General features: G+C 50.3%; 18 protein-coding genes. 2 read left to right on the plus strand and 16 right to left on the minus strand.

Annotated elements, in window-relative coordinates; genetic code table 11:
• Window positions 1-16: 16 nt before the first annotated feature.
• The 8 genes from pstB to TX77_RS09300 form a co-directional block, all read right to left on the minus strand.
• On the minus strand, window positions 17-874 hold the full coding sequence (pstB, locus tag TX77_RS09265) for a phosphate ABC transporter ATP-binding protein PstB (RefSeq protein ID WP_044504553.1): 858 nt from the start codon (window positions 872-874) through the stop codon (window positions 17-19).
• A complete protein-coding gene (gene pstA, locus TX77_RS09270) occupies window positions 874-1,752 on the minus strand; it encodes a phosphate ABC transporter permease PstA (RefSeq protein WP_044504554.1) in 879 nt (292 codons plus the stop codon). Before pstA ends, pstB begins: the two co-directional genes overlap by 1 nt.
• Window position 1,753: 1 nt before the next feature.
• Window positions 1,754-2,677, minus strand: a complete 924-nt coding sequence (pstC, locus tag TX77_RS09275; RefSeq protein WP_044504555.1) for a phosphate ABC transporter permease subunit PstC — start codon at window positions 2,675-2,677, stop codon at window positions 1,754-1,756.
• Window positions 2,678-2,695: 18 nt separating this feature from the next.
• Window positions 2,696-3,577 carry a phosphate ABC transporter substrate-binding protein gene (locus tag TX77_RS09280; protein ID WP_044504557.1) on the minus strand — a complete coding sequence of 294 codons (882 nt, stop codon included), beginning with the start codon at window positions 3,575-3,577 and terminating at the stop codon, window positions 2,696-2,698.
• Between the two features lie 143 nt (window positions 3,578-3,720).
• On the minus strand, window positions 3,721-5,421 hold the full coding sequence (locus TX77_RS09285) for a sensor histidine kinase (RefSeq protein WP_044504558.1): 1,701 nt from the start codon (window positions 5,419-5,421) through the stop codon (window positions 3,721-3,723).
• Complete coding sequence (locus TX77_RS09290; RefSeq protein WP_044504559.1) at window positions 5,418-6,101, minus strand: response regulator transcription factor; 684 nt, start codon at window positions 6,099-6,101, stop codon at window positions 5,418-5,420. Before TX77_RS09290 ends, TX77_RS09285 begins: the two co-directional genes overlap by 4 nt.
• Window positions 6,102-6,254: 153 nt before the next feature.
• The gene (locus TX77_RS09295; protein ID WP_044504560.1) at window positions 6,255-7,757 is read right to left on the minus strand and encodes an LPS-assembly protein LptD; all 1,503 of its coding nucleotides are present in this window, start codon (window positions 7,755-7,757) and stop codon (window positions 6,255-6,257) included.
• A complete protein-coding gene (locus tag TX77_RS09300; protein ID WP_044504561.1) occupies window positions 7,750-8,913 on the minus strand; it encodes a hypothetical protein in 1,164 nt (387 codons plus the stop codon). The genes TX77_RS09295 and TX77_RS09300 overlap by 8 nt, the downstream gene beginning before the upstream one ends.
• Before the next feature lie 288 nt (window positions 8,914-9,201).
• Here TX77_RS09300 and TX77_RS09305 point away from each other — a divergent pair, with 288 nt between their 5' ends.
• Window positions 9,202-9,750, plus strand: a complete 549-nt coding sequence (locus TX77_RS09305; protein WP_044504562.1) for a ferritin family protein — start codon at window positions 9,202-9,204, stop codon at window positions 9,748-9,750.
• A 130-nt stretch (window positions 9,751-9,880) separates the two neighbouring features.
• On the opposite strand, the gene TX77_RS09310 is transcribed toward TX77_RS09305, so the two are convergent.
• The 7 genes from TX77_RS09310 to TX77_RS09340 form a co-directional block, all read right to left on the minus strand.
• Window positions 9,881-10,588 (minus strand): TVP38/TMEM64 family protein, encoded by a 708-nt coding sequence (locus TX77_RS09310; RefSeq protein ID WP_044504563.1) that lies wholly within the window; start codon window positions 10,586-10,588, stop codon window positions 9,881-9,883.
• A 45-nt stretch (window positions 10,589-10,633) separates the two neighbouring features.
• Window positions 10,634-11,698, minus strand: a complete 1,065-nt coding sequence (gene trpD / locus TX77_RS09315; protein ID WP_044504564.1) for an anthranilate phosphoribosyltransferase — start codon at window positions 11,696-11,698, stop codon at window positions 10,634-10,636.
• A gap of 113 nt (window positions 11,699-11,811) precedes the next feature.
• Window positions 11,812-12,594 carry a tRNA pseudouridine(38-40) synthase TruA gene (truA, locus tag TX77_RS09320; protein WP_044504565.1) on the minus strand — a complete coding sequence of 261 codons (783 nt, stop codon included), beginning with the start codon at window positions 12,592-12,594 and terminating at the stop codon, window positions 11,812-11,814.
• Window positions 12,594-13,391: an energy-coupling factor transporter transmembrane component T family protein gene (locus TX77_RS09325; protein WP_044504567.1), complete on the minus strand. Its 798-nt coding sequence runs from the start codon at window positions 13,389-13,391 to the stop codon at window positions 12,594-12,596. The genes truA and TX77_RS09325 overlap by 1 nt, the downstream gene beginning before the upstream one ends.
• Window positions 13,381-14,253, minus strand: a complete 873-nt coding sequence (locus tag TX77_RS09330; RefSeq protein ID WP_044504568.1) for an energy-coupling factor transporter ATPase — start codon at window positions 14,251-14,253, stop codon at window positions 13,381-13,383. The genes TX77_RS09325 and TX77_RS09330 overlap by 11 nt, the downstream gene beginning before the upstream one ends.
• On the minus strand, window positions 14,238-15,077 hold the full coding sequence (locus TX77_RS09335; RefSeq protein ID WP_044504571.1) for an energy-coupling factor transporter ATPase: 840 nt from the start codon (window positions 15,075-15,077) through the stop codon (window positions 14,238-14,240). Before TX77_RS09335 ends, TX77_RS09330 begins: the two co-directional genes overlap by 16 nt.
• A 150-nt stretch (window positions 15,078-15,227) precedes the next feature.
• Window positions 15,228-15,785: a DUF805 domain-containing protein gene (locus TX77_RS09340; RefSeq protein WP_044504572.1), complete on the minus strand. Its 558-nt coding sequence runs from the start codon at window positions 15,783-15,785 to the stop codon at window positions 15,228-15,230.
• Window positions 15,786-15,902: 117 nt separating this feature from the next.
• Between TX77_RS09340 and TX77_RS09345 the strand changes: the two genes are divergently transcribed.
• On the plus strand, window positions 15,903-16,364 hold the full coding sequence (locus TX77_RS09345) for a hypothetical protein (RefSeq protein WP_044504573.1): 462 nt from the start codon (window positions 15,903-15,905) through the stop codon (window positions 16,362-16,364).
• Between the two features lie 76 nt (window positions 16,365-16,440).
• Here TX77_RS09345 and TX77_RS09350 read toward each other — a convergent pair whose 3' ends face one another.
• Window positions 16,441-17,268 carry an undecaprenyl-diphosphate phosphatase gene (locus TX77_RS09350; RefSeq protein ID WP_044504574.1) on the minus strand — a complete coding sequence of 276 codons (828 nt, stop codon included), beginning with the start codon at window positions 17,266-17,268 and terminating at the stop codon, window positions 16,441-16,443.
• Window positions 17,269-17,373 lie beyond the last annotated feature (105 nt).

The following is a 17,373-nucleotide window of genomic DNA, read 5'->3' on the forward strand; positions in this document are numbered from 1 at the left end:
AGTCCCTTTCCTCCTCTTAGCCGAAACGGCCGGTAATATATTCTTCTGTCTTGGGATTCGACGGATTGGTGAACATATCCAGTGTATTATCGTACTCAATAAGTTCCCCTAAGAGGAAGAATGCCGTTTTATCAGAAATACGGCGAGCTTGCTGCATGCTGTGGGTAACGATGACAATGGTATATTTTTCTTTTAATTCCAAGGCCAGATCTTCGATTTTCTGCGTCGAAATCGGGTCCAAAGCCGAAGTCGGTTCGTCCATGAGGATGACCGACGGATCTGCCGCCAAGGTACGGGCGATGCACAGACGCTGCTGCTGACCGCCGGACAAGCCGAGGGCGCTCTTATTAAGACGGTCCTTCATTTCATCCCAGCAGGCAGCCTGGCGCAGGCTTCTTTCAACGATTTCATCGAGTTTCTTCTTATCGTTGATGCCCTGGACGCGGGGACCGTAGGCAATGTTTTCATAAACGCTCTTCGGGAACGGCGTCGGCTGCTGGAAAACCATGCCGACACGGTAGCGAAGGGCCAAGGGATCGACTTCTTTGAAGATATCCTGACCTTCAAAGCGGATGTCGCCGGTGACACGGCAGCCTTCAACCCAGTCGTTCATACGATTCAAGGTTTTGAGGAAGGTCGATTTCCCGCAGCCCGAAGGGCCGATGAGAGCCGTGATTTCATTTTTACGGATTTTCATGTTGATGTCTTTTAATGCCTGGTACTCATCGTAGAAGAGATCCATGTTGCTGACATCAAAGGTGTATTCCGCTGCACCGGTCGTGCTCTGTGCGCCGTCCTGTACAGCGTCAGCAGCCTGTTTCTTTTCAATAGTAGCTGCCGAAAAACCCGTCAGGGTCGTAGTAATTTCTGACATTAGTTGTTTCCTCCCATTTTCTTATCGATTCGATAGCTTAAATAGCGTGCCAGTAAGCTGAAGACCAAGACCATGATCATCAGGATTGCAGAAGATGCCGCAGCCTGCTGCGCTGCATCAGGATGAAGGGCTTCCGTACGCAGAGCCCAGATGTGCAGGGCCAAGGTTTCGCCGGGACGGAAGGGGTTAAGAGGACTCGACTTGGTCGTAATATCCCAGTTGGTCCAGTCAATATCCGTCGACATACCGGCGGTGAACATCAAAGCAGCAGCTTCACCGAAACCACGGCCGGCAGCCATGATAAGGCCGGTCATGATACGGGGGAAGCAGGCCGGCAAGAGAACGTGCCAAATGGTCTGCCAATGGGAGGCGCCGAGGCCCAAACTGCCGTTGCGGTAGCTCGGCGGCAAGTTGCGCAGAGCATCTTCTGTAACCGACGTAACCAAGGGCAAGGTCAGAATGGATACGGCCAAAGCACCGGCCATGAGGTTCCACTGGGAACCGGTCATGACGATGAAGACCAAGTAACCGAACAAGCCGACGACGATAGACGGCAGGGATGCCAAGGTTTCAACAGCCATGCGGACCCAATGGGTAATGCGTCCTTTTTTCGCGTATTCAGCCAGGAAGATACCTGCCGGAATACCGATAATCGCACTGGCAACCAAGGCTAATACGACTAAATAGATCGTATTAAAGAACATGTTTCCTAAGCCGGCACCGGTAAAGGATAAGAGTTGCGGTGTCATGCCGCTTACGCCGCTGACGACGACGTACAGAACGAAGGCAATCAGCAATACGACAGCAAAGGCTGCGCCACACGTAAAAAGTGCGGTCATCATTTTATCTTTACTTTTTTTGGTTTCAATACTTGTCATATTAACTCCGTCCTCCTTTTAATTCGGAAGCGGCATTGATCTGGTGGATAATAAAAATGAACAGGAACGACAACAGGAACAAGAGCAAGGCCATCGTCCACAATGCGGCATTGTATTCGCCGCCTTCCATCGCGCCCCCCATATCCGCAGAGATTGCCGTCGTAAGCGTGCTGGCCGGCAGGAACAAGGACGTCGGGAAGACTTTCATCTGACCGATAACCATAGCAACAGCCAAGGCTTCGCCCAAGGCACGGGCCAGGCCCAGGATAATGCCGGTGAAAATACCGCTCTTAGCCGCAGGAAGTACGACGTGAGCAATCGTTTCCCAGCGAGTCGCGCCGAGGCCGTAAGAAGCTTCGCGCCACGATTTGGGAACAGCCGCCATCGCGTCGGCAGACATCGTCGTAATCGTCGGGAAAATCATGACGGCCAAGACGATACCGGCAGCTAAGACAGAAAAGCCAAACGGCATGGGGAATATATGGCGCAGGGCCGGAATGAGCACTGTCATGCCGACAAAGCCATAAACAACAGAAGGAATGCCCGTAAATAATTCGATAGCCGGCTGAATCAGGCGGCGCCGCTGGGGCGTCGCGATTTCAGTCATATAAATTGACGAGGCCAGGCTGAAGGGCAAGGAAATAAGTAACGCCAACAGACACGTAACCAGTGAACCTGCCAAGAACATAGCAGCCCCGATTTGACCGCCGCCTTCGGCCGTATCGCTCGGTTTCCATTGACCGGAAAAGAGAAATTCAGTTACGCTGTGGCCAAAAGTGAAAAACGTATCTGTACCTTTAACAAAGAGAAAAGCGCCAATGAGAAGCGGCACCAGTGCCATACCGATGCCGCAAATGGTGATGAACGTTTTGGCTGCTTTCTCGTTACGATGGGCCCTTTGGACCACCGTTTCGATTGCATTCATACCCGTTCCTCCAATAAATTAATGAACTTCTTTCGTCTGCATCTTCGAGCTTACGCCGTAGCCAAGTTCTTCGATACGTTTGCCGTATTCGGCACCTGTGATGTATTCGATGAAAGCTTTAACAGCCGGTTTCGGATCTTTGCTCGTGTAGATATGTTCGTAGCCCCATACGCTGTATTTACCGTTGTAGGTATTTTCCAAAGTAGGTTCTACGCCATCGATGGAAACGACGCCGACGGAATCATTGTTCAGCAAGTACGGCAATGCGACATAGCCGATAGCACCGGGGTTCTGGGAAACGCTCTGAATAAGAATGCCGGAGTTATCCGTTTCAAGGGATTTGTTGTCGGCTTCTTCAGCACCGTTGATAGCATATTTCTGGAAGAGTGCGCGAGTACCGGAGGTCTTTGGACGCGTTACCAATACGATCGGCATATCCTGACCGCCAACATCTTTCCAGTTAGTAACTTTAGCCGTGAAGATGTCCTGCAGCTGCTGACGCGTCAAGTTTTTAACGCCTACGTCTTTATTGATGATCGTAGCAACGGTCATAACAGCGACTTTATGGTCTTCCAATTTGTCGGCTTTTTCTTTATCGAGTTTCGTTTCGGCCGGTACGTCGGAGTTCCCCATATCAACAGAACCATCAGAAACCTGTTTCAGACCCGTACCGGAACCGCCGGCATTGAGGGTAATGGTGACGTCTTTGTTCGTTGCCTTGAATTTTTCAGCTGCGTCTTTAACTAAAGGCAGCAAGGCCGAAGAACCAGAGCCAGTAATACTTCCGGAAACGCTCGCTTGTTTTGACGAATCACTACTCTGCTGCTGACTTCCGCAACCAGCGACGCCAATAGCCATAGTGGCTGCCAAAGCGATGAGAACTAATTTTTTCAACTTCATAACGAAATCCTCTCCTTTAAATAAAAGAATCTGAAAGATGTTCCTGATTCTGAATACAGTCTTATCCTATCAACAGGATGTAAGGTTTGGATGTATGTATTGTAAAATATTGTAAAAAAATCACCACTCCCCGCCAGGCCTGATCAGGCCTGGAAGGTAATGGTGATTTCAGTGCCTTCGTTTTCTTTACTGGTAAGGGCAATCGTACCGTGATGCTGTTCGACAATGTGTTTGACGATAGCAAGTCCCAGGCCGGTACCCTTGATTTTCTGAGAGCGACTGGAGTCAGCACGGTAAAAGCGTTCGAAGACTCGCTTCTGCTTATCTTCCGGAATGCCGATGCCCGTGTCGCGAACGATCAAAACGGCACGGTGACCGTCATGACGGACGGTAACGTAAACGTGACCGCCCGGGCGGTTGTACTTCACGGCATTGTCGAGGAGGTTCATAATGAGTTCCCGGCACAGGCCGCGGTCGCCAAGGATCGTCGTATCATCCATCGTACAATGGATGGTTACCTTTTTCTCCATGAGGACCGGTTCCATAAATTCGACGATTTCTTGAATAAGTTCGCGAAGGTCTACGTCTTCCATCTTTATCTGGCGTTTACCATCTTCGATGCGGGCCAGGTGCATGATTTCTTCAATCATCTGCAAGAGGCGCAGGGCTTCTTTGCGAATGAGGGTACCAAAATGGACGATATCGTCCTTATTAGTGCAGATCCCCGTCGACAGTACTTCGGCAAAGCCGCTGATCGACGTGAGAGGTGTCTTTAATTCATGGGATACATTGGACGTAAATTCCCGCCGCAGCTGTTCCCGCCGTTCTTGTTCCGTCACGTCGTCGACGATAAACAGCATCCCATAAAAATCATCATCTTTATAGACCGGCTGAATCGTCAAGAGATAACGGCGGTCCGCTCGGATCAATTTTTCTTCGCAGACCCCTTCCAAATGCTGCAAGTGGCTCCACGGCGCATCGGGCATGAGTTCCTTTAAGTTGCGCTGCAGCAGCGCCTGGGTATGATCGGCGCCTAAAAAGTGAGCAGCCCTCAGATTGAGACCGGCAATGCCGTACGATTTGTCGGTCAGGATGACGCCTTCCTGAAGGTTTTCCATGATAAGGCGCATCATGTTCCGCTGCTGCTCCAAACTTCGCAAGTTGTCGGTAATGGTCTGACTTTGGAAGAAGATCTTATCGACCAAGGGCTGCAGCTCATGATCGACCGACGGCGGTTCCGTCATCTTAACGTTAACATCATTGATTTGGCGAATAAAAAGTGCCGTCTGCCGCAAAGGACTGAGAAGACTGGCTGTCAGAATACGCGACGCTCTGACACAGGCCAGGGCCGACAGACCTAAGAGAAGCAGAGTCCAAGGAAGGAGGTTCAAGAAGTGGGCATAAAAAGTATCCCGCTCGAGACTGACCCGTAAAATCGTTCCGTCAGGCAATCGCTTGGCATAGTAGTACAAGGCCTTGGAAACGGTCTGCGAATCGCGGACGGCCATGCCTTCCCCATTGGCAATAGCGGCTCTTACCTCAGGACGTTCTAAATGATTTTCCATGACGCCCTTATCATAATCTGATTCAAAGAGGACGACACCATACGTACTGATCCAGGTAATGCGCAGGCCGTCATTATTATGAAAGCCCATTTTTTGCAGGTACAGCGTCGTATCATTGCCTTCTTCAATCGTCGTTTCCACGACATTCATCGTCATTTCCAATTCCTGCTGGATTTGGCGTTGCGTAGAGTTCCAAAAAAACCAAGTCGATATGAGCAGCGTGACGGCCATGCAGGCCAGCCCCATGACCAGCAGGCTGGCGTAGACCTTACGCTTCATAGGCCGCCTCCGATGACATAGCCTACGCCGCGAACGGTATGGATGATCTTGCCGCCGTCCCCGAGTTTCTGCCGCAGGCTCTTGATATGCATGTCGATGGTCCGGCTTTCCCCTTCATAGGTAAAGCCCCAAACGGCTTCCATGATCTGTTCTCGTTTCAAAACGATGTCCGTATTGACCAAAAGGTACCTGAGAAGTTCAAACTCCTTAACGGTCAGATGACAGGGCTTCCCGTCGACGGAAACGGTATGTTTTTCCTGATCGAGGGTCACCAAGCCATAGGTATAGACGTTGGTTTCCGTACTCTGTCGTGTCGACCGGCGCAGGACGGCGCGGATACGGGAAATGAGCTCGACGATTCCAAAGGGTTTGCAGACGTAGTCATCGGCACCGCCGTCAAGGCCTTTGACGATATCATATTCGCTGGTCTTGGCCGTCAGCATAATGACCGGCAGAGACTTATACTGCGGCGATTTATGCAGTTTGTCGAGGATGTCATTGCCGCTTTCACCGGGCATCATGATATCGAGCAGCAACAGGGCCGGCATCCGATTTTCAAGAGCCGGCCAAAATTCCCGGCTGTCGGCAAAGGTTTCTACCTCAAAATCCTGGCTGCGCAGGGCATAACCGACGAGTTCACGGATATTTTCATCATCTTCCACACAGTAAATCAAAGGCATAGGAACACATTCCTTTCATAAAAACAATAAGGCTATTTTATACTTATTATAACCTAATCGCGAGAAAATCGGCTGTAAAATTACCGTAAAACTACAAATAAAGGGACTGCCTTCATCGGACAGTCCCCCTCTATAGCTTTTTACTTCCATATCTTACAAGTCAAAGTCCTTAGCCTGTACCTTAACTTGCCACTCTTTTTCAACCTGCTTGTAGGTAATGATGGCGATAAAAGAGTGGAGGTCGCGGACCCACGTATAATTCCGGGTTGCAATATCATTGTTATCGAGATTCTGAGCCAAGGAGAAGATGACCGTATCCCGCGGGGTCAGGACATATCCGACGGAAAAACCTTTCTGTCGCGGCTTATCCAGGGTATCGAAGCGATACGGCGTGTAGCCGCTGACATTATGCTTCTTGTACCAGAAACTGGTCCACAGACGATCGTTGATGCCTTGGTTCAGGATGACCCCTGAATAAGGATCGCGGCGCTGGGCATCTTTAGTCGAGTACAAGTCCTTACGGTAGCCGGCAAAGAACCTGAGGTTTGCCTTGGTCCACAAGTGAATGGGAACATGAGTGATTTCCGTCCGGAACCCCTTGTGAGTGCCGGTCTTGACGCCGTCTTCGGCCCAGCGGCCCCAACTGGCTCTGGAGTCGATGTATATCCCCGTCGAGCCGAGGTTGATGCGAGGCGCAAAGTACTCGAGTTCCGGCCACTTCGTAGCCCAGATATTATCGTCGTTATCGGTACTTTCTTCTTTGCTGTAGCCAAAGCGGAAAGTACCGTACTTTGTGTTCTTTTGAATACGCGCTGCCGGTTTGAATCCAATCTTGCTGCCTAAGGCATAGCTGGCATAGAAGCTCAGATCCCCGGACTCATTGAGGGGTATATTGGCATAGCCTCGGACGCCAAATCCGTCATCGCTGTTATAGGTCGGACGGGGCAGCAAGGTAAAGAGATAAGGCCGCGTATTCTGTCGATTATCGAGACGGCCTTCGTAGTGTCCATACGTAAACAAGCGGACGTGTTTAAACCATAGTGCCGTATTTTCAGACGTAAACTTTTCGCCGGGATAAATGCGGATATCGTCACCGGTAATGTAATAGTCCGGCGTCTTGGCGACGGCATGAGGCGTCGTAATGAGGCCGTGCTTCACATAGCCGATGTTGTCGTACATTTCGGCATCGGTGCCGCGAATATACGTCGTCGGGCCGATAAAGCCTTCGATGTTATCCATATTCATGCTGCTGGTCTTACTGTTATAGGTAACATCTTTGCCCGTCAAGGCGTTGGTCTCGTTGACATAGACGACGGGACCTGTCGTATGATAAATGCCGGTATTGGTATTTCCTTCGACATAATTCGCATGGACTTCTTCCATCCCCTGCTGAATATCGACATTGCCCCGGCTTTTCACATACCCATCGGAATTGCGGACTAAAAGGTTATCGGCCGTCATATGGACCGGCTGCTGAGGCAAGACGACATCCTGAGCCGTCGCAGCCTTATCTAAATCGACGGGAATAATCGTCTTTTCCGTCACCGGAACGGCCATGGTCTTATCGGTATAAAGTTGATCCGTATCGGCTGCCCTGATAGAAAAAGTCAGCGGCAGCAAGGCAGCGACCATTGCCGCTGTCCATGTTTTATTCATTCGCGTCACCTGCTGTATTCGATTGAATCTGGACGACTGTTTCATCATCGTGGCCGGTATTTTCTAAATCGACAGGCGTGACCGTCCCTGCTTTGAGGCCGGCCTGCAAATCACCTTCACTGCTGTCTCCGTCATGTTCGGCCTCTGCACTGTCATCAACATCGCTGTCACTGACGGGATTAAACGACGGAACGGTTACGCCGCTGGCCGCCATATCGGCCGTTTCCATATCGTCCATGACACCGTTTTCCTTAAAACCGACGACTTCTGTATTTTCCTTCGTTTCGGCATACATCGTCGTGCCGGCCGGAATATCGACTTCATTGCCGTGGACAAAGAGACCTCCGACTAAGCCGACAGGGCCTAAGATGACGGCACCGGCAGCCGAAGCACCGACGGCACCGGCCGTCCGTTTGTATTGATCCTTCGTCTTGTCGCCGACCATGAGGGCCACGGGCGAACCGTCCGCTGCGCGAACGTGGTCGTACATGATTTCGATTTTGCCGTCTTTGCCAAAGCGTCCTGATTTACGGGCTTTAGTAACCGTCCCGTTTACTTCCATGCCGCGGGGAATGGCAATGACATCGCCGACGAGGACGTCATCGGAAACGGTAAAGCGTACGACATCGCCTTCTTGAATCGTCTTTGAGTTGAGTTCATCAAGATTGGTCATGGTAACTACCATATTGGCCGGGATGATGACTCGCTGAGAAATATATTTCGTATTGCCCAAGAGTGCCCGCCGAAGAGCCATGACTCGTCCTTCCAAGGAACCGGTCATGACCTTGCCGTCGATATCCTGTTCCATCGATTCGACGCGGACTAAAATCGGTTCCGCCGTAATCTGACCGGAGTACTGCCACTGCAGGAGATTGACCGCCGTGAGCAGAGATAAATCCGCCCCGGAGTTACCGTATACATCTTTATATAACGAATTGGCTTTGTCCTGTAAACTGCCGGAAACAGTTGACTTTCCGTTGAGCAGTTTATCGACCGACGCAATCCGTTCATTCAAGGAACCCGTCTGAGTCGTCCCATAAATCGTCGTTTCTACTTTATCGGCCTTTTCCAAAACCGTATAATCTGCTGCACCGGCAGCCATGGTACCGCACAGGGCCAGCACGGCTAACAGGCAAGAAACTTTTTTATTCCACATAGGCGTACCTCCACGTCAAAATTTACATCTATATACGAACGGCATCGTTCTCTGTTTTATGGATACTATCCTTATTATATAAGACTGATGTATAAAATGCAATAAAAGGCTTTTTCTCTGTCCCTTAGCTTTCATTATTTAATCAATAACGATTATCAATTAAAATTATTTACAAATTATCCTTGATTTTGCCCGGTCCCTTTGTTATAATAATTCCGTAACAAATACGTTCTATTTGTTACGATTACATGAATATACAACCATAAAGCAATTCAGGAGGAATGAATGATGAAAAAATTTGTATGCAGCATCTGCGGTTTTGTTTATGAAGGTACGGAAGCTCCGGAAAAGTGTCCTCAGTGCGGTGCTCCGAAATCGAAATTCACAGAACTCGTTGCCGGCGTTAAAGAATATGCAGACGAACATCGCGTAGGTGTCGCTGAAGGCGTTGACGAACGCATTATCGAAGGTCTCCATCTCAACTTTACCGGCGAATGCAGCGAAGTCGGCATGTACCTCGCTATGAGCCGCGTTGCGGACCGCCAGGGCTATCCGGAAGTTGCTGAAGCTTACAAACGCATCGCTTTTGAAGAAGCTGAACACGCTGCTAAATTTGCTGAACTCCTCGGTGAAGTCGTTACCCCGGATACGAAGAAAAACCTCGAACTGCGTGCAGCTGCTGAACAGGGTGCCTGCGCTGGTAAAAAAGAATTAGCAACCCTTGCAAAACAGCTCAACCTCGACGCTATCCACGATACGGTCCACGAAATGGCAAAAGACGAAGCTCGTCACGGCCGTGTCTTCGATGGCCTCTTGGCTCGTTATTTCGCAAAATAATCCGATTCAACCAGATTCTAAAGAACTGTCGCTGCGCGGCAGTTCTTTTTTTATGCCGTTCCCACTTCCGAAAAGGGAAGGTAAACGCCTGGTCATCGAAAAAAGCGCTGTCTTTGAGAGACAACGCTTTTTAGGACCGTTCTTTACTGCAGTAAGGGCGCTTTTTTTTGATGTATCGCTTCCGCCACCAGATAATGCCGTAAATAAAGGCGACGATAGCGACCAGGACGATAAGGCGGCCCCAATGTTCCTGAATGCGGAGCAAATCATGACCGAGCCACACTTCGACTAAGACGGCCGGGAACTTCCCCAAAACGTTAGCAATGAAGTGGTCCCGGTAAGAGATATGGCTGAGGGCGCTGAAAGCCGTAACGACGACATTCGGTGCATACGGAATGGCCCGCCCCATCATGACCGTCTTAATACAGCTGTACGAATCGAGTTTCTCGAGCATCTTACTCCGCGAAATAACTTTCTGTGCCTGTTTGCGGAGCAGGGTCCTCGTCAGGCGGAAACTGATTTCAATCCCGATGACTTCGCCGACCCAGGAGATGAGGATCCCCGGAATGAGGCCGAAGATGATGCCGTTTACCGTCAGGAAGGGAATCGACGGCAGACCGATGGCATTGACAAAGGCAATCAGGAAAATACTAAGCCCGACGGCATAAAATCCGAAGGAATCAATATAGTCCGCCAAGCCATCCAAATCACCACTGACCGTCAAACGGTACATGGTCGAGTAGAAATCAGGCGCCATGAGTTGAATCGACAGCAACATTAAAATGACTAATAAGCCCCCACCGATATGAAGGAGCCAGCCTAAATATTTATCATTCATAGAAATGCGATCCTCACGTAATAATCAAATTTTCATTACCCTTCATTATACCATATCTTCAGGGTCTCTGTCTGCTATGATTTCCATTTTTTCAGCCTCGCCCAGGCGATGGCTCATGACGATGAAGTCGTCCAATTTCTGACGGGCCGAACCGCTGTCGATGAGTCGGGCCGCTTTACGGACACCGGAGGCAAAATCCTGCGCTTGCCCGCCAATATAAAGGCCGGCACCGGCATTGAGGAGAACGGCCGTCCGGGCACCGCTCTTTTCCCCATCAAAAATACGCCTGGTAATGAGGGCATTCGTTTTCGGAACCCCACCTTCCAAATCCTGGCGCGAGGCCACGGGCAAGGTAAAGTCTTCGGGCCGCACTTCATAAGTGGAGAAAGAGCCCGGTGTAAATTCACAAATCGTCGTCGGTGCCGCAGCCGAGATTTCATCACTGCCGTCCTTACCGTAGACGACCATGCCGTGACGGACGCCGAGAGCCGCTAAGACGTGCGCCATGGGCTCGACTAAATGGGCTTCGCTGACGCCGAGGATTTCATAAGCGGCATGAGCCGGATTGGTCAAAGGACGAAGGACGTCAAAGACCGTTCCGATTCCCATTTGTTCCCGAACGACATCGATGCGCTTCATCATATAGTAATAGTACCGCGTATAAAAGTAGCAAAGGCCCAGATCTTTCAGCATAGAAAGGCAGCTTTCGGGACTGAGGAAGATATTAGCACCCAAAGCTTCGAGGAGATCCGCCGACCCGCTGCGCGACGTCTTCGCCCGATTGCCGTGTTTTGCGACGCGAACACCGCCGGCAGCAATGACAAAAGCGGCCGTCGTTGAAATATTGAAGGTCTTCATACGGCCGCCGCCAGTGCCGACGATGTCGAATACATCGTCGCTGCAAGGTACATTCATGCTGTATTCCCGCATCGTCCTGGCGAGGGCGATCACTTCCCGCTGAGAGGCTCCCTTCGTCGTCAAGGCAGCCAGGAATGCCGCCAACTGAATATCTGACATGGCGCCTTCCATGATTTGTTCCATCACAAAAGAAGTTTCTCTATCGCTAAGATCCTGTCCCTTAGTGATAGCAGCTAATAAACTCGTCAGCATGGTCCTCACCTCCGGCAAAAAAACGGGATTGTTCTATTTGCATTTATTATACCATATTATTTTGTTTTTTTGTTTTTTATTGGCAAGAAATACCGCAAAACAGCCATAAATGATTAATTTTCCAGCGATTTGATACGCAAAGTCAGTTCCCGTTCATCATAAAAGACCTTTTCTAAACAAAGTCCCTGAGCCGGTGCCGTAGCACCGAGCTGTGTCCGGTCGCCGCTTTCCAAGATTTCCCGAAACCGCACCGGCGTAATTCGATGGAGTCCCAAATCGACGAGACCGCCGGCAATGTTGCGCACCATATGATATAAAAAACCGTCGCCGACGACATCGATATCGAGGAGATGTCCCCGCTCATGAAAGGTGATGGAATAGAGGGTCTTTACCGGATTCATGGGCGTCGTATTCTGCCCTTCAAAGGCCGAAAAATCATGGGTGCCCAAAAGGACCGCTGCTCCTTCCTTCATGGCCTCCCGGTCAAGGGGCTTGCGAATGAACCAGGCGTAGCGCAGGCCAAAGGGATCGTGCATCCGATTGTTGTCGATGGTATAACGATAATGCTTGCCGACGTTGTCATGACGGACACTGAAGTGTTCCGGCATTTCTTTCGCCGAGAGGACGGCAATTTCCGGCGGCAAATAGCCTTTCATGGCATAGGGAATCTTTTCGGTCGGAATCGAACCTTCCCCGTAAAAATTGACGACCTGACCGCGGGCATGGACGCCGGCATCGGTCCGAGCCGCCCCGTAAATCGTAATCGGCGACTGGAAGATGGCCGACAGTCCCTGTTCGATACAGGCCTGGATCGAAGCGGCATTGGTCTGGCGCTGAAAGCCGTGGAAATCCGTGCCGTCATAGGCGACGACGAGGCAAATATTCTTCTTGGCCATTACAGCCACCGCATGGCCGCCAGGATGGCCGTCACGATCAGCACGGCCGCCATGGCGATGGCATCACGATACGTGCAGGACAATTCATTCATCCGCGTCCGCCCTTCCCCGCCGCGATAGCAGCGAGCTTCCATGGCTGTCGCCAGGTCATCGGCCCGCCGAAAGGCACTGACAAAGAGAGGTACCAAGAGAGGAATCATGCTCTTGCCGCGCTGAATGAGGCTGCCGCTGGTAAAGTTAGCTCCTCTCGCCGTCTGGGCTTTCATGATGCGGTCCGTTTCTTCCAACAGGGTCGGAATAAAGCGCAGAGCAATGGTCATCATCATAGCCAGTTCATGCGCCGGCACACCGATTCGCTTAAAGGGATTCAAGAGATGTTCGATGCCATCGGTCAATACGATGGGCGACGTCGTATACGTCAACAGGGATGAAAAGACGATGAGGAAGACTAAACGGGCCGTCATCAAAGCGCCTTGATACAGCCCTTCTTTGGTAATGTGCAGTACACTGTACTCCCAAAGGACTTCGCCGGGCGTCGCAAAGACGTGGACGGCCATGGTAAAGATAATGATGACCCACAAAGGCTTTAGGGATTTAAAAATAAACCGAACAGGCAGACGGGAAATGGCAAAATTCAAGGCCACAAAGGCTGTGACAATACCGTAGGACTCCAAGGAATTGGCCAAAAAAATGGCGACGATGAAAATCATAACGGCGATTATTTTTACCCGTGGGTCGAGTCGGTGCAGGAAAGACGTCCCCGGGAAATACTGACCCAGTGTAATATCAGTGAGCATGACCCGTCCCTCCCTTCAGGCAGTCATAGATAGCCGCGGCGCCTTGTTCTACCGTCCGTACCCGGTCGTCAACGGCAAGGCCCCGGCCTTTCAGATATTGAAGCACACCGTTCACCGGCGGAACGGCTACGCCGGCTTTTTGCAGTTCATCACCGTGCTGCGAAAAAATCGACAAGGGGTCGCCGTCAAGGACTATACTTCCTTGAGAGAGGACCAAAAGGCGGTTGGCCATCTGGGAGATATCTTCCATATTATGGGACACCAAGATGACGGTAACGCCCTTTTCCTTATGCCAGCGCTGGATTTCAGAAAATATTTCCCGCCGCCCGACAGGGTCCAGACCGGCAGACGGTTCATCGAGGATAAGGTAAGCCGGATGAATGGCGATGACGCCGGCAATGGCAACACGCCGCATCTGACCGCCGCTTAACCGAAAAGGCGAGCGATTGGCATAGGTATCGTAGTCAAGGCCGACAAAATCCATGGCTTCCTTGACCCGGTCCTCCACGTCTGTCTCGCTAAGGCCGAAATTGCGGGGCCCGAAGGCGATGTCGCGAGCAATCGTTTCTTCAAAGAGCTGATATTCGGGATACTGGAAGACCATACCCACTTTATGGCGTACCGCCAGGGCTTCTTTCGTATTCTTCCCGATATCGGTACCGTCGACGGTTACGGAACCGTTCGTGGGCTTTATGAGGCCGTTTAAAATTTGAACCAGCGTCGACTTGCCCGATCCGGTATGGCCGATGATACCGATGAATTCACCTTCATGAATCTCTACATTCGTATCGCTGAGGGCCGTCTTTTCAAAAGGCGTTCCCAAGCCATATGTATGGGTCACGTTCGTTAACTTAATTGACATAATGCGTCTCCCAATTCCTTTTCCGTTATAATCGATGCCGGAAGGGGTATCCCTTTTTGGCGCAGCCGTTCCGCAAGTTCAGCGGCAACAGGCACATCAAGGCCCATATCTTTCAGTTCCTTGACCTTTGAAAAGACGTCCCGCGGCGCGCCATCCATCTTGACTTCCGCCTTGTCGATGACGACGACCCGTTCCGCTTGGACGGCTTCTTCCATAAAGTGTGTAATGATGATGACCGTAATACCTTCACGGTTCAACTGATGGAGGGTATCCATGACTTCCTTACGGCCTACGGGATCGAGCATAGCCGTCGGCTCATCGAGGACGATACAGTCACACTGCATAGCGAGGATGCCGGCAATGGCAATGCGCTGTTTTTGGCCGCCGCTCAAGAGGTGCGGGCCGTGTTTAGCATAAATCGTCATATTGACCCTTTTTAAGGCATCGCTGACACGGGACTTTATCTCATCGGACGGAATGCCCAGGTTTTCCGGCCCGAAGGCTACATCTTCTTCGACGACAGCCGCTACGATTTGGTTGTCCGGATTTTGGAAAACCATGCCGACGTGCTGGCGTATCTTCCATATATTCTCAGCCTCGTCAGTCCGCATACCACAGACTTCACACGTGCCTGACGTCGGCGTCAGCAGGACGTTAAAGTGCTTGGCAAGGGTCGACTTACCTGAGCCGTTGGTGCCGATAATGGCGACGAACTCCCCCTTATCGACGGTCAGCGAAATGTCCTTTAAAGCATAGACGACCTTGCCGTCCTCATCTTCATAGGCATGGCACAGGCGGTCTGTCTTTATCATAGGTATTGTCATACTACGTCTCCTCACGTAAGAAAAAAGGCTATATTCTTGAATATTATACAGTCAATAGCAGTCCCTGTCCATAGATACACGCAAAAAGGCCGCGCCTCATGACGCACGGCCTTTTCAAATCAGCTTATAAACAAGGGATCATACAGATTATTACCGCGCCCGTTCGGGACCATAGGCATTATCACCGTCAGTCCCCTTCACCGTCGCCAGCCCTAAGTAGCAAACGGCCATGATCGACTGTGCCGCCAAAGCTGCCGTATCCAAAGCAAGGACCGGCAGTATATAACTTGCCAAATAAGCCATATACGGAACAGCAAACAAGGCCCCCGGTTTATTGAGGTCGTGGAAGCGCCGGGTACCGAGGGATATATGGGCCCACACCGTGGGAACCGTCAATACCAAAAAGATGAGCCCGAAAATAATGGCATAATCTTCATGACCAATTAAAATGGATTCGATGATTTTGCTGTAAAGGATAAGGGAAAACATAAATTGGGCCACCATCAAAATCAAAGTCCGCGCCAAAAAGGGGCGGCGCTGAATGCGGCCGGTAAAACGGAAATATTTAGCCTTCAGGTCGGCAAAGTCGCGAAAGCTGACCAAACTGTTTTCACTGCCGGGACCGACAGGCATGGCAAAGCCGCGATGGATCCGGGCCGACTGGCGGGAACGTTTCTTTAGTTGAATCTTTTTGTTTTTTTGAGCCACCAAAACTACCTCCTACATAGGATTCTCCTTACTATCGTACTATATTAAGGGGCATGATTCAATTCATTTCTGCTAAAATATGGTATAATGAAAAAAATTACCCTCAAGGAGGCTTCCATGGAATCTACTGTTTTTACGAATCTGAAGGGCTCAGAAGGAGCCCTGACCTTCAATTTTTTCTGCGAATCCCTGATTACATCGCTCCACACCTTGACGCACATCATGGAGGACGAAGGACTTACCGTCCCGGACAATCTCGCCGATGTCACCGATGCCCTCAGTGAGATGGGCGGACACCTCATGGACGATTACGCTCGGGGAGAGCTCGATTTAGACCGCTTCAAAAATGAAATCCTCGATTTTTATGACCTGAACTTTGCCGTCAATGACGCCTTATCGGCAACCATCATGAGTCATGACGATCTGCAGTATTACTACTATATTTACATGCAGGGACTCTATATTTTCTTCCCCAATATGATGGAAGCCTTTCATGCCGACATCGATGACGACAACGTCGCCTCCGTCTTAAACCAACTCATTGCCGAGTTCGAACAGTTATCGAGCAGCGGCTCCTAAAAACGCCATCAAAAAAGACTGCCCCCGGGAAACTTTATCGGTAAAGATAGAGTTCCACAGGAGGCAGTCTTTTTGGTTAAAAGATAAAGAAATAAATGAAAGAAATAGCGGCAACGATAAACCGATAGTAAGCAAAAGAGGCCAGCGTCGACCTATTCATGAATTTAAGGAACCACAAGACCGATACATAAGCTACGATAAAGGCCGTAATAAAGCCGATGACAATCATGATCAAATCATTGCTGTTAAGATCGCTCAGGCTCTTCAACAGGTCGTAGAAACAAGCCACAATCATGACCGGTACAGCAATAATGAAGGAAAAGTCGGCCGCTGCCTTACGACTGAGGCCTAAGAACAGACCGCCGGCGATGGTCGATCCGGACCGGGAGAAGCCGGGCCACAAAGCCAAAATCTGAAAGATTCCCGTTAAAAAGGCTTGAGCAACGGTCATCTTTTCAACATCGTCACAGACCGTTTTCGTACCGTGTTTTTCAGCCATCAGCATGAACAGACCGCCGATAATGAGGCCGATGATAACCGTTCCGGTCGAGAAGAGATAGGTCTTGATGGCATGATGAGCCAGATATCCGATGCCCATGACGGGGATGATGCCGGCAGCGATATGAGCCAAAGTCAGGCCGGTATCATTGCGGAACCAGTTTTTCGGCTGCAGGAGGTTCCAGCAGCGGTACTGATGGAGCATACGGGTAAATTTTTCTTTATAAATAATGACCACCGACAGAATGGCACCTAACTGGATAAAAATCTCAAACACGCTGGCCCGGGGACCGGTAAAGCCTAACATATCCCCGACGAGAATCATATGTCCCGTTGAAGATACGGGCAAATACTCGGTGAAGCCTTCAACAATCCCCAAGATAATGGCAATAATAGAATCACTCATTGTTTTATCTCCTTTTCGCTTTAATCGTCCTACCAAAAGCCTTACAATACTAAAAGAGTATACCACACTAGCTGACAAAAAAAAAGGCTGTCCGCGAAGGCAAAC

Origin of the sequence: Megasphaera massiliensis (assembly GCF_000455225.1) — a bacterium.
GTDB classification, from domain to species: domain Bacteria; phylum Bacillota; class Negativicutes; order Veillonellales; family Megasphaeraceae; genus Megasphaera; species Megasphaera massiliensis.

Excerpts from the sequence above, each read along its gene's own strand:
- TX77_RS09330 (WP_044504568.1), bottom strand. The coding sequence starts at position 14,253 with ATGTCAATTAAGTTAACGAACGTGACCCATACATATGGCTTGGGAACG.
- pstB (WP_044504553.1), bottom strand. The coding sequence starts at position 874 with ATGTCAGAAATTACTACGACCCTGACGGGTTTTTCGGCAGCTACTATT.
- pstA (WP_044504554.1), bottom strand. The coding sequence starts at position 1,752 with ATGACAAGTATTGAAACCAAAAAAAGTAAAGATAAAATGATGACCGCA.
- TX77_RS09325 (WP_044504567.1), bottom strand. The coding sequence starts at position 13,391 with ATGCTCACTGATATTACACTGGGTCAGTATTTCCCGGGGACGTCTTTC.
- TX77_RS09350 (WP_044504574.1), bottom strand. The coding sequence starts at position 17,268 with ATGAGTGATTCTATTATTGCCATTATCTTGGGGATTGTTGAAGGCTTC.
- TX77_RS09310 (WP_044504563.1), bottom strand. The coding sequence starts at position 10,588 with ATGAATGATAAATATTTAGGCTGGCTCCTTCATATCGGTGGGGGCTTA.
- TX77_RS09335 (WP_044504571.1), bottom strand. The coding sequence starts at position 15,077 with ATGACAATACCTATGATAAAGACAGACCGCCTGTGCCATGCCTATGAA.
- TX77_RS09300 (WP_044504561.1), bottom strand. The coding sequence starts at position 8,913 with ATGTGGAATAAAAAAGTTTCTTGCCTGTTAGCCGTGCTGGCCCTGTGC.
- truA (WP_044504565.1), bottom strand. The coding sequence starts at position 12,594 with ATGGCCAAGAAGAATATTTGCCTCGTCGTCGCCTATGACGGCACGGAT.
- TX77_RS09295 (WP_044504560.1), bottom strand. The coding sequence starts at position 7,757 with ATGAATAAAACATGGACAGCGGCAATGGTCGCTGCCTTGCTGCCGCTG.
- TX77_RS09280 (WP_044504557.1), bottom strand. The coding sequence starts at position 3,577 with ATGAAGTTGAAAAAATTAGTTCTCATCGCTTTGGCAGCCACTATGGCT.
- pstC (WP_044504555.1), bottom strand. The coding sequence starts at position 2,677 with ATGAATGCAATCGAAACGGTGGTCCAAAGGGCCCATCGTAACGAGAAA.
- TX77_RS09305 (WP_044504562.1), top strand. The coding sequence starts at position 9,202 with ATGAAAAAATTTGTATGCAGCATCTGCGGTTTTGTTTATGAAGGTACG.
- TX77_RS09285 (WP_044504558.1), bottom strand. The coding sequence starts at position 5,421 with ATGAAGCGTAAGGTCTACGCCAGCCTGCTGGTCATGGGGCTGGCCTGC.
- TX77_RS09290 (WP_044504559.1), bottom strand. The coding sequence starts at position 6,101 with ATGCCTTTGATTTACTGTGTGGAAGATGATGAAAATATCCGTGAACTC.
- TX77_RS09345 (WP_044504573.1), top strand. The coding sequence starts at position 15,903 with ATGGAATCTACTGTTTTTACGAATCTGAAGGGCTCAGAAGGAGCCCTG.
- trpD (WP_044504564.1), bottom strand. The coding sequence starts at position 11,698 with ATGCTGACGAGTTTATTAGCTGCTATCACTAAGGGACAGGATCTTAGC.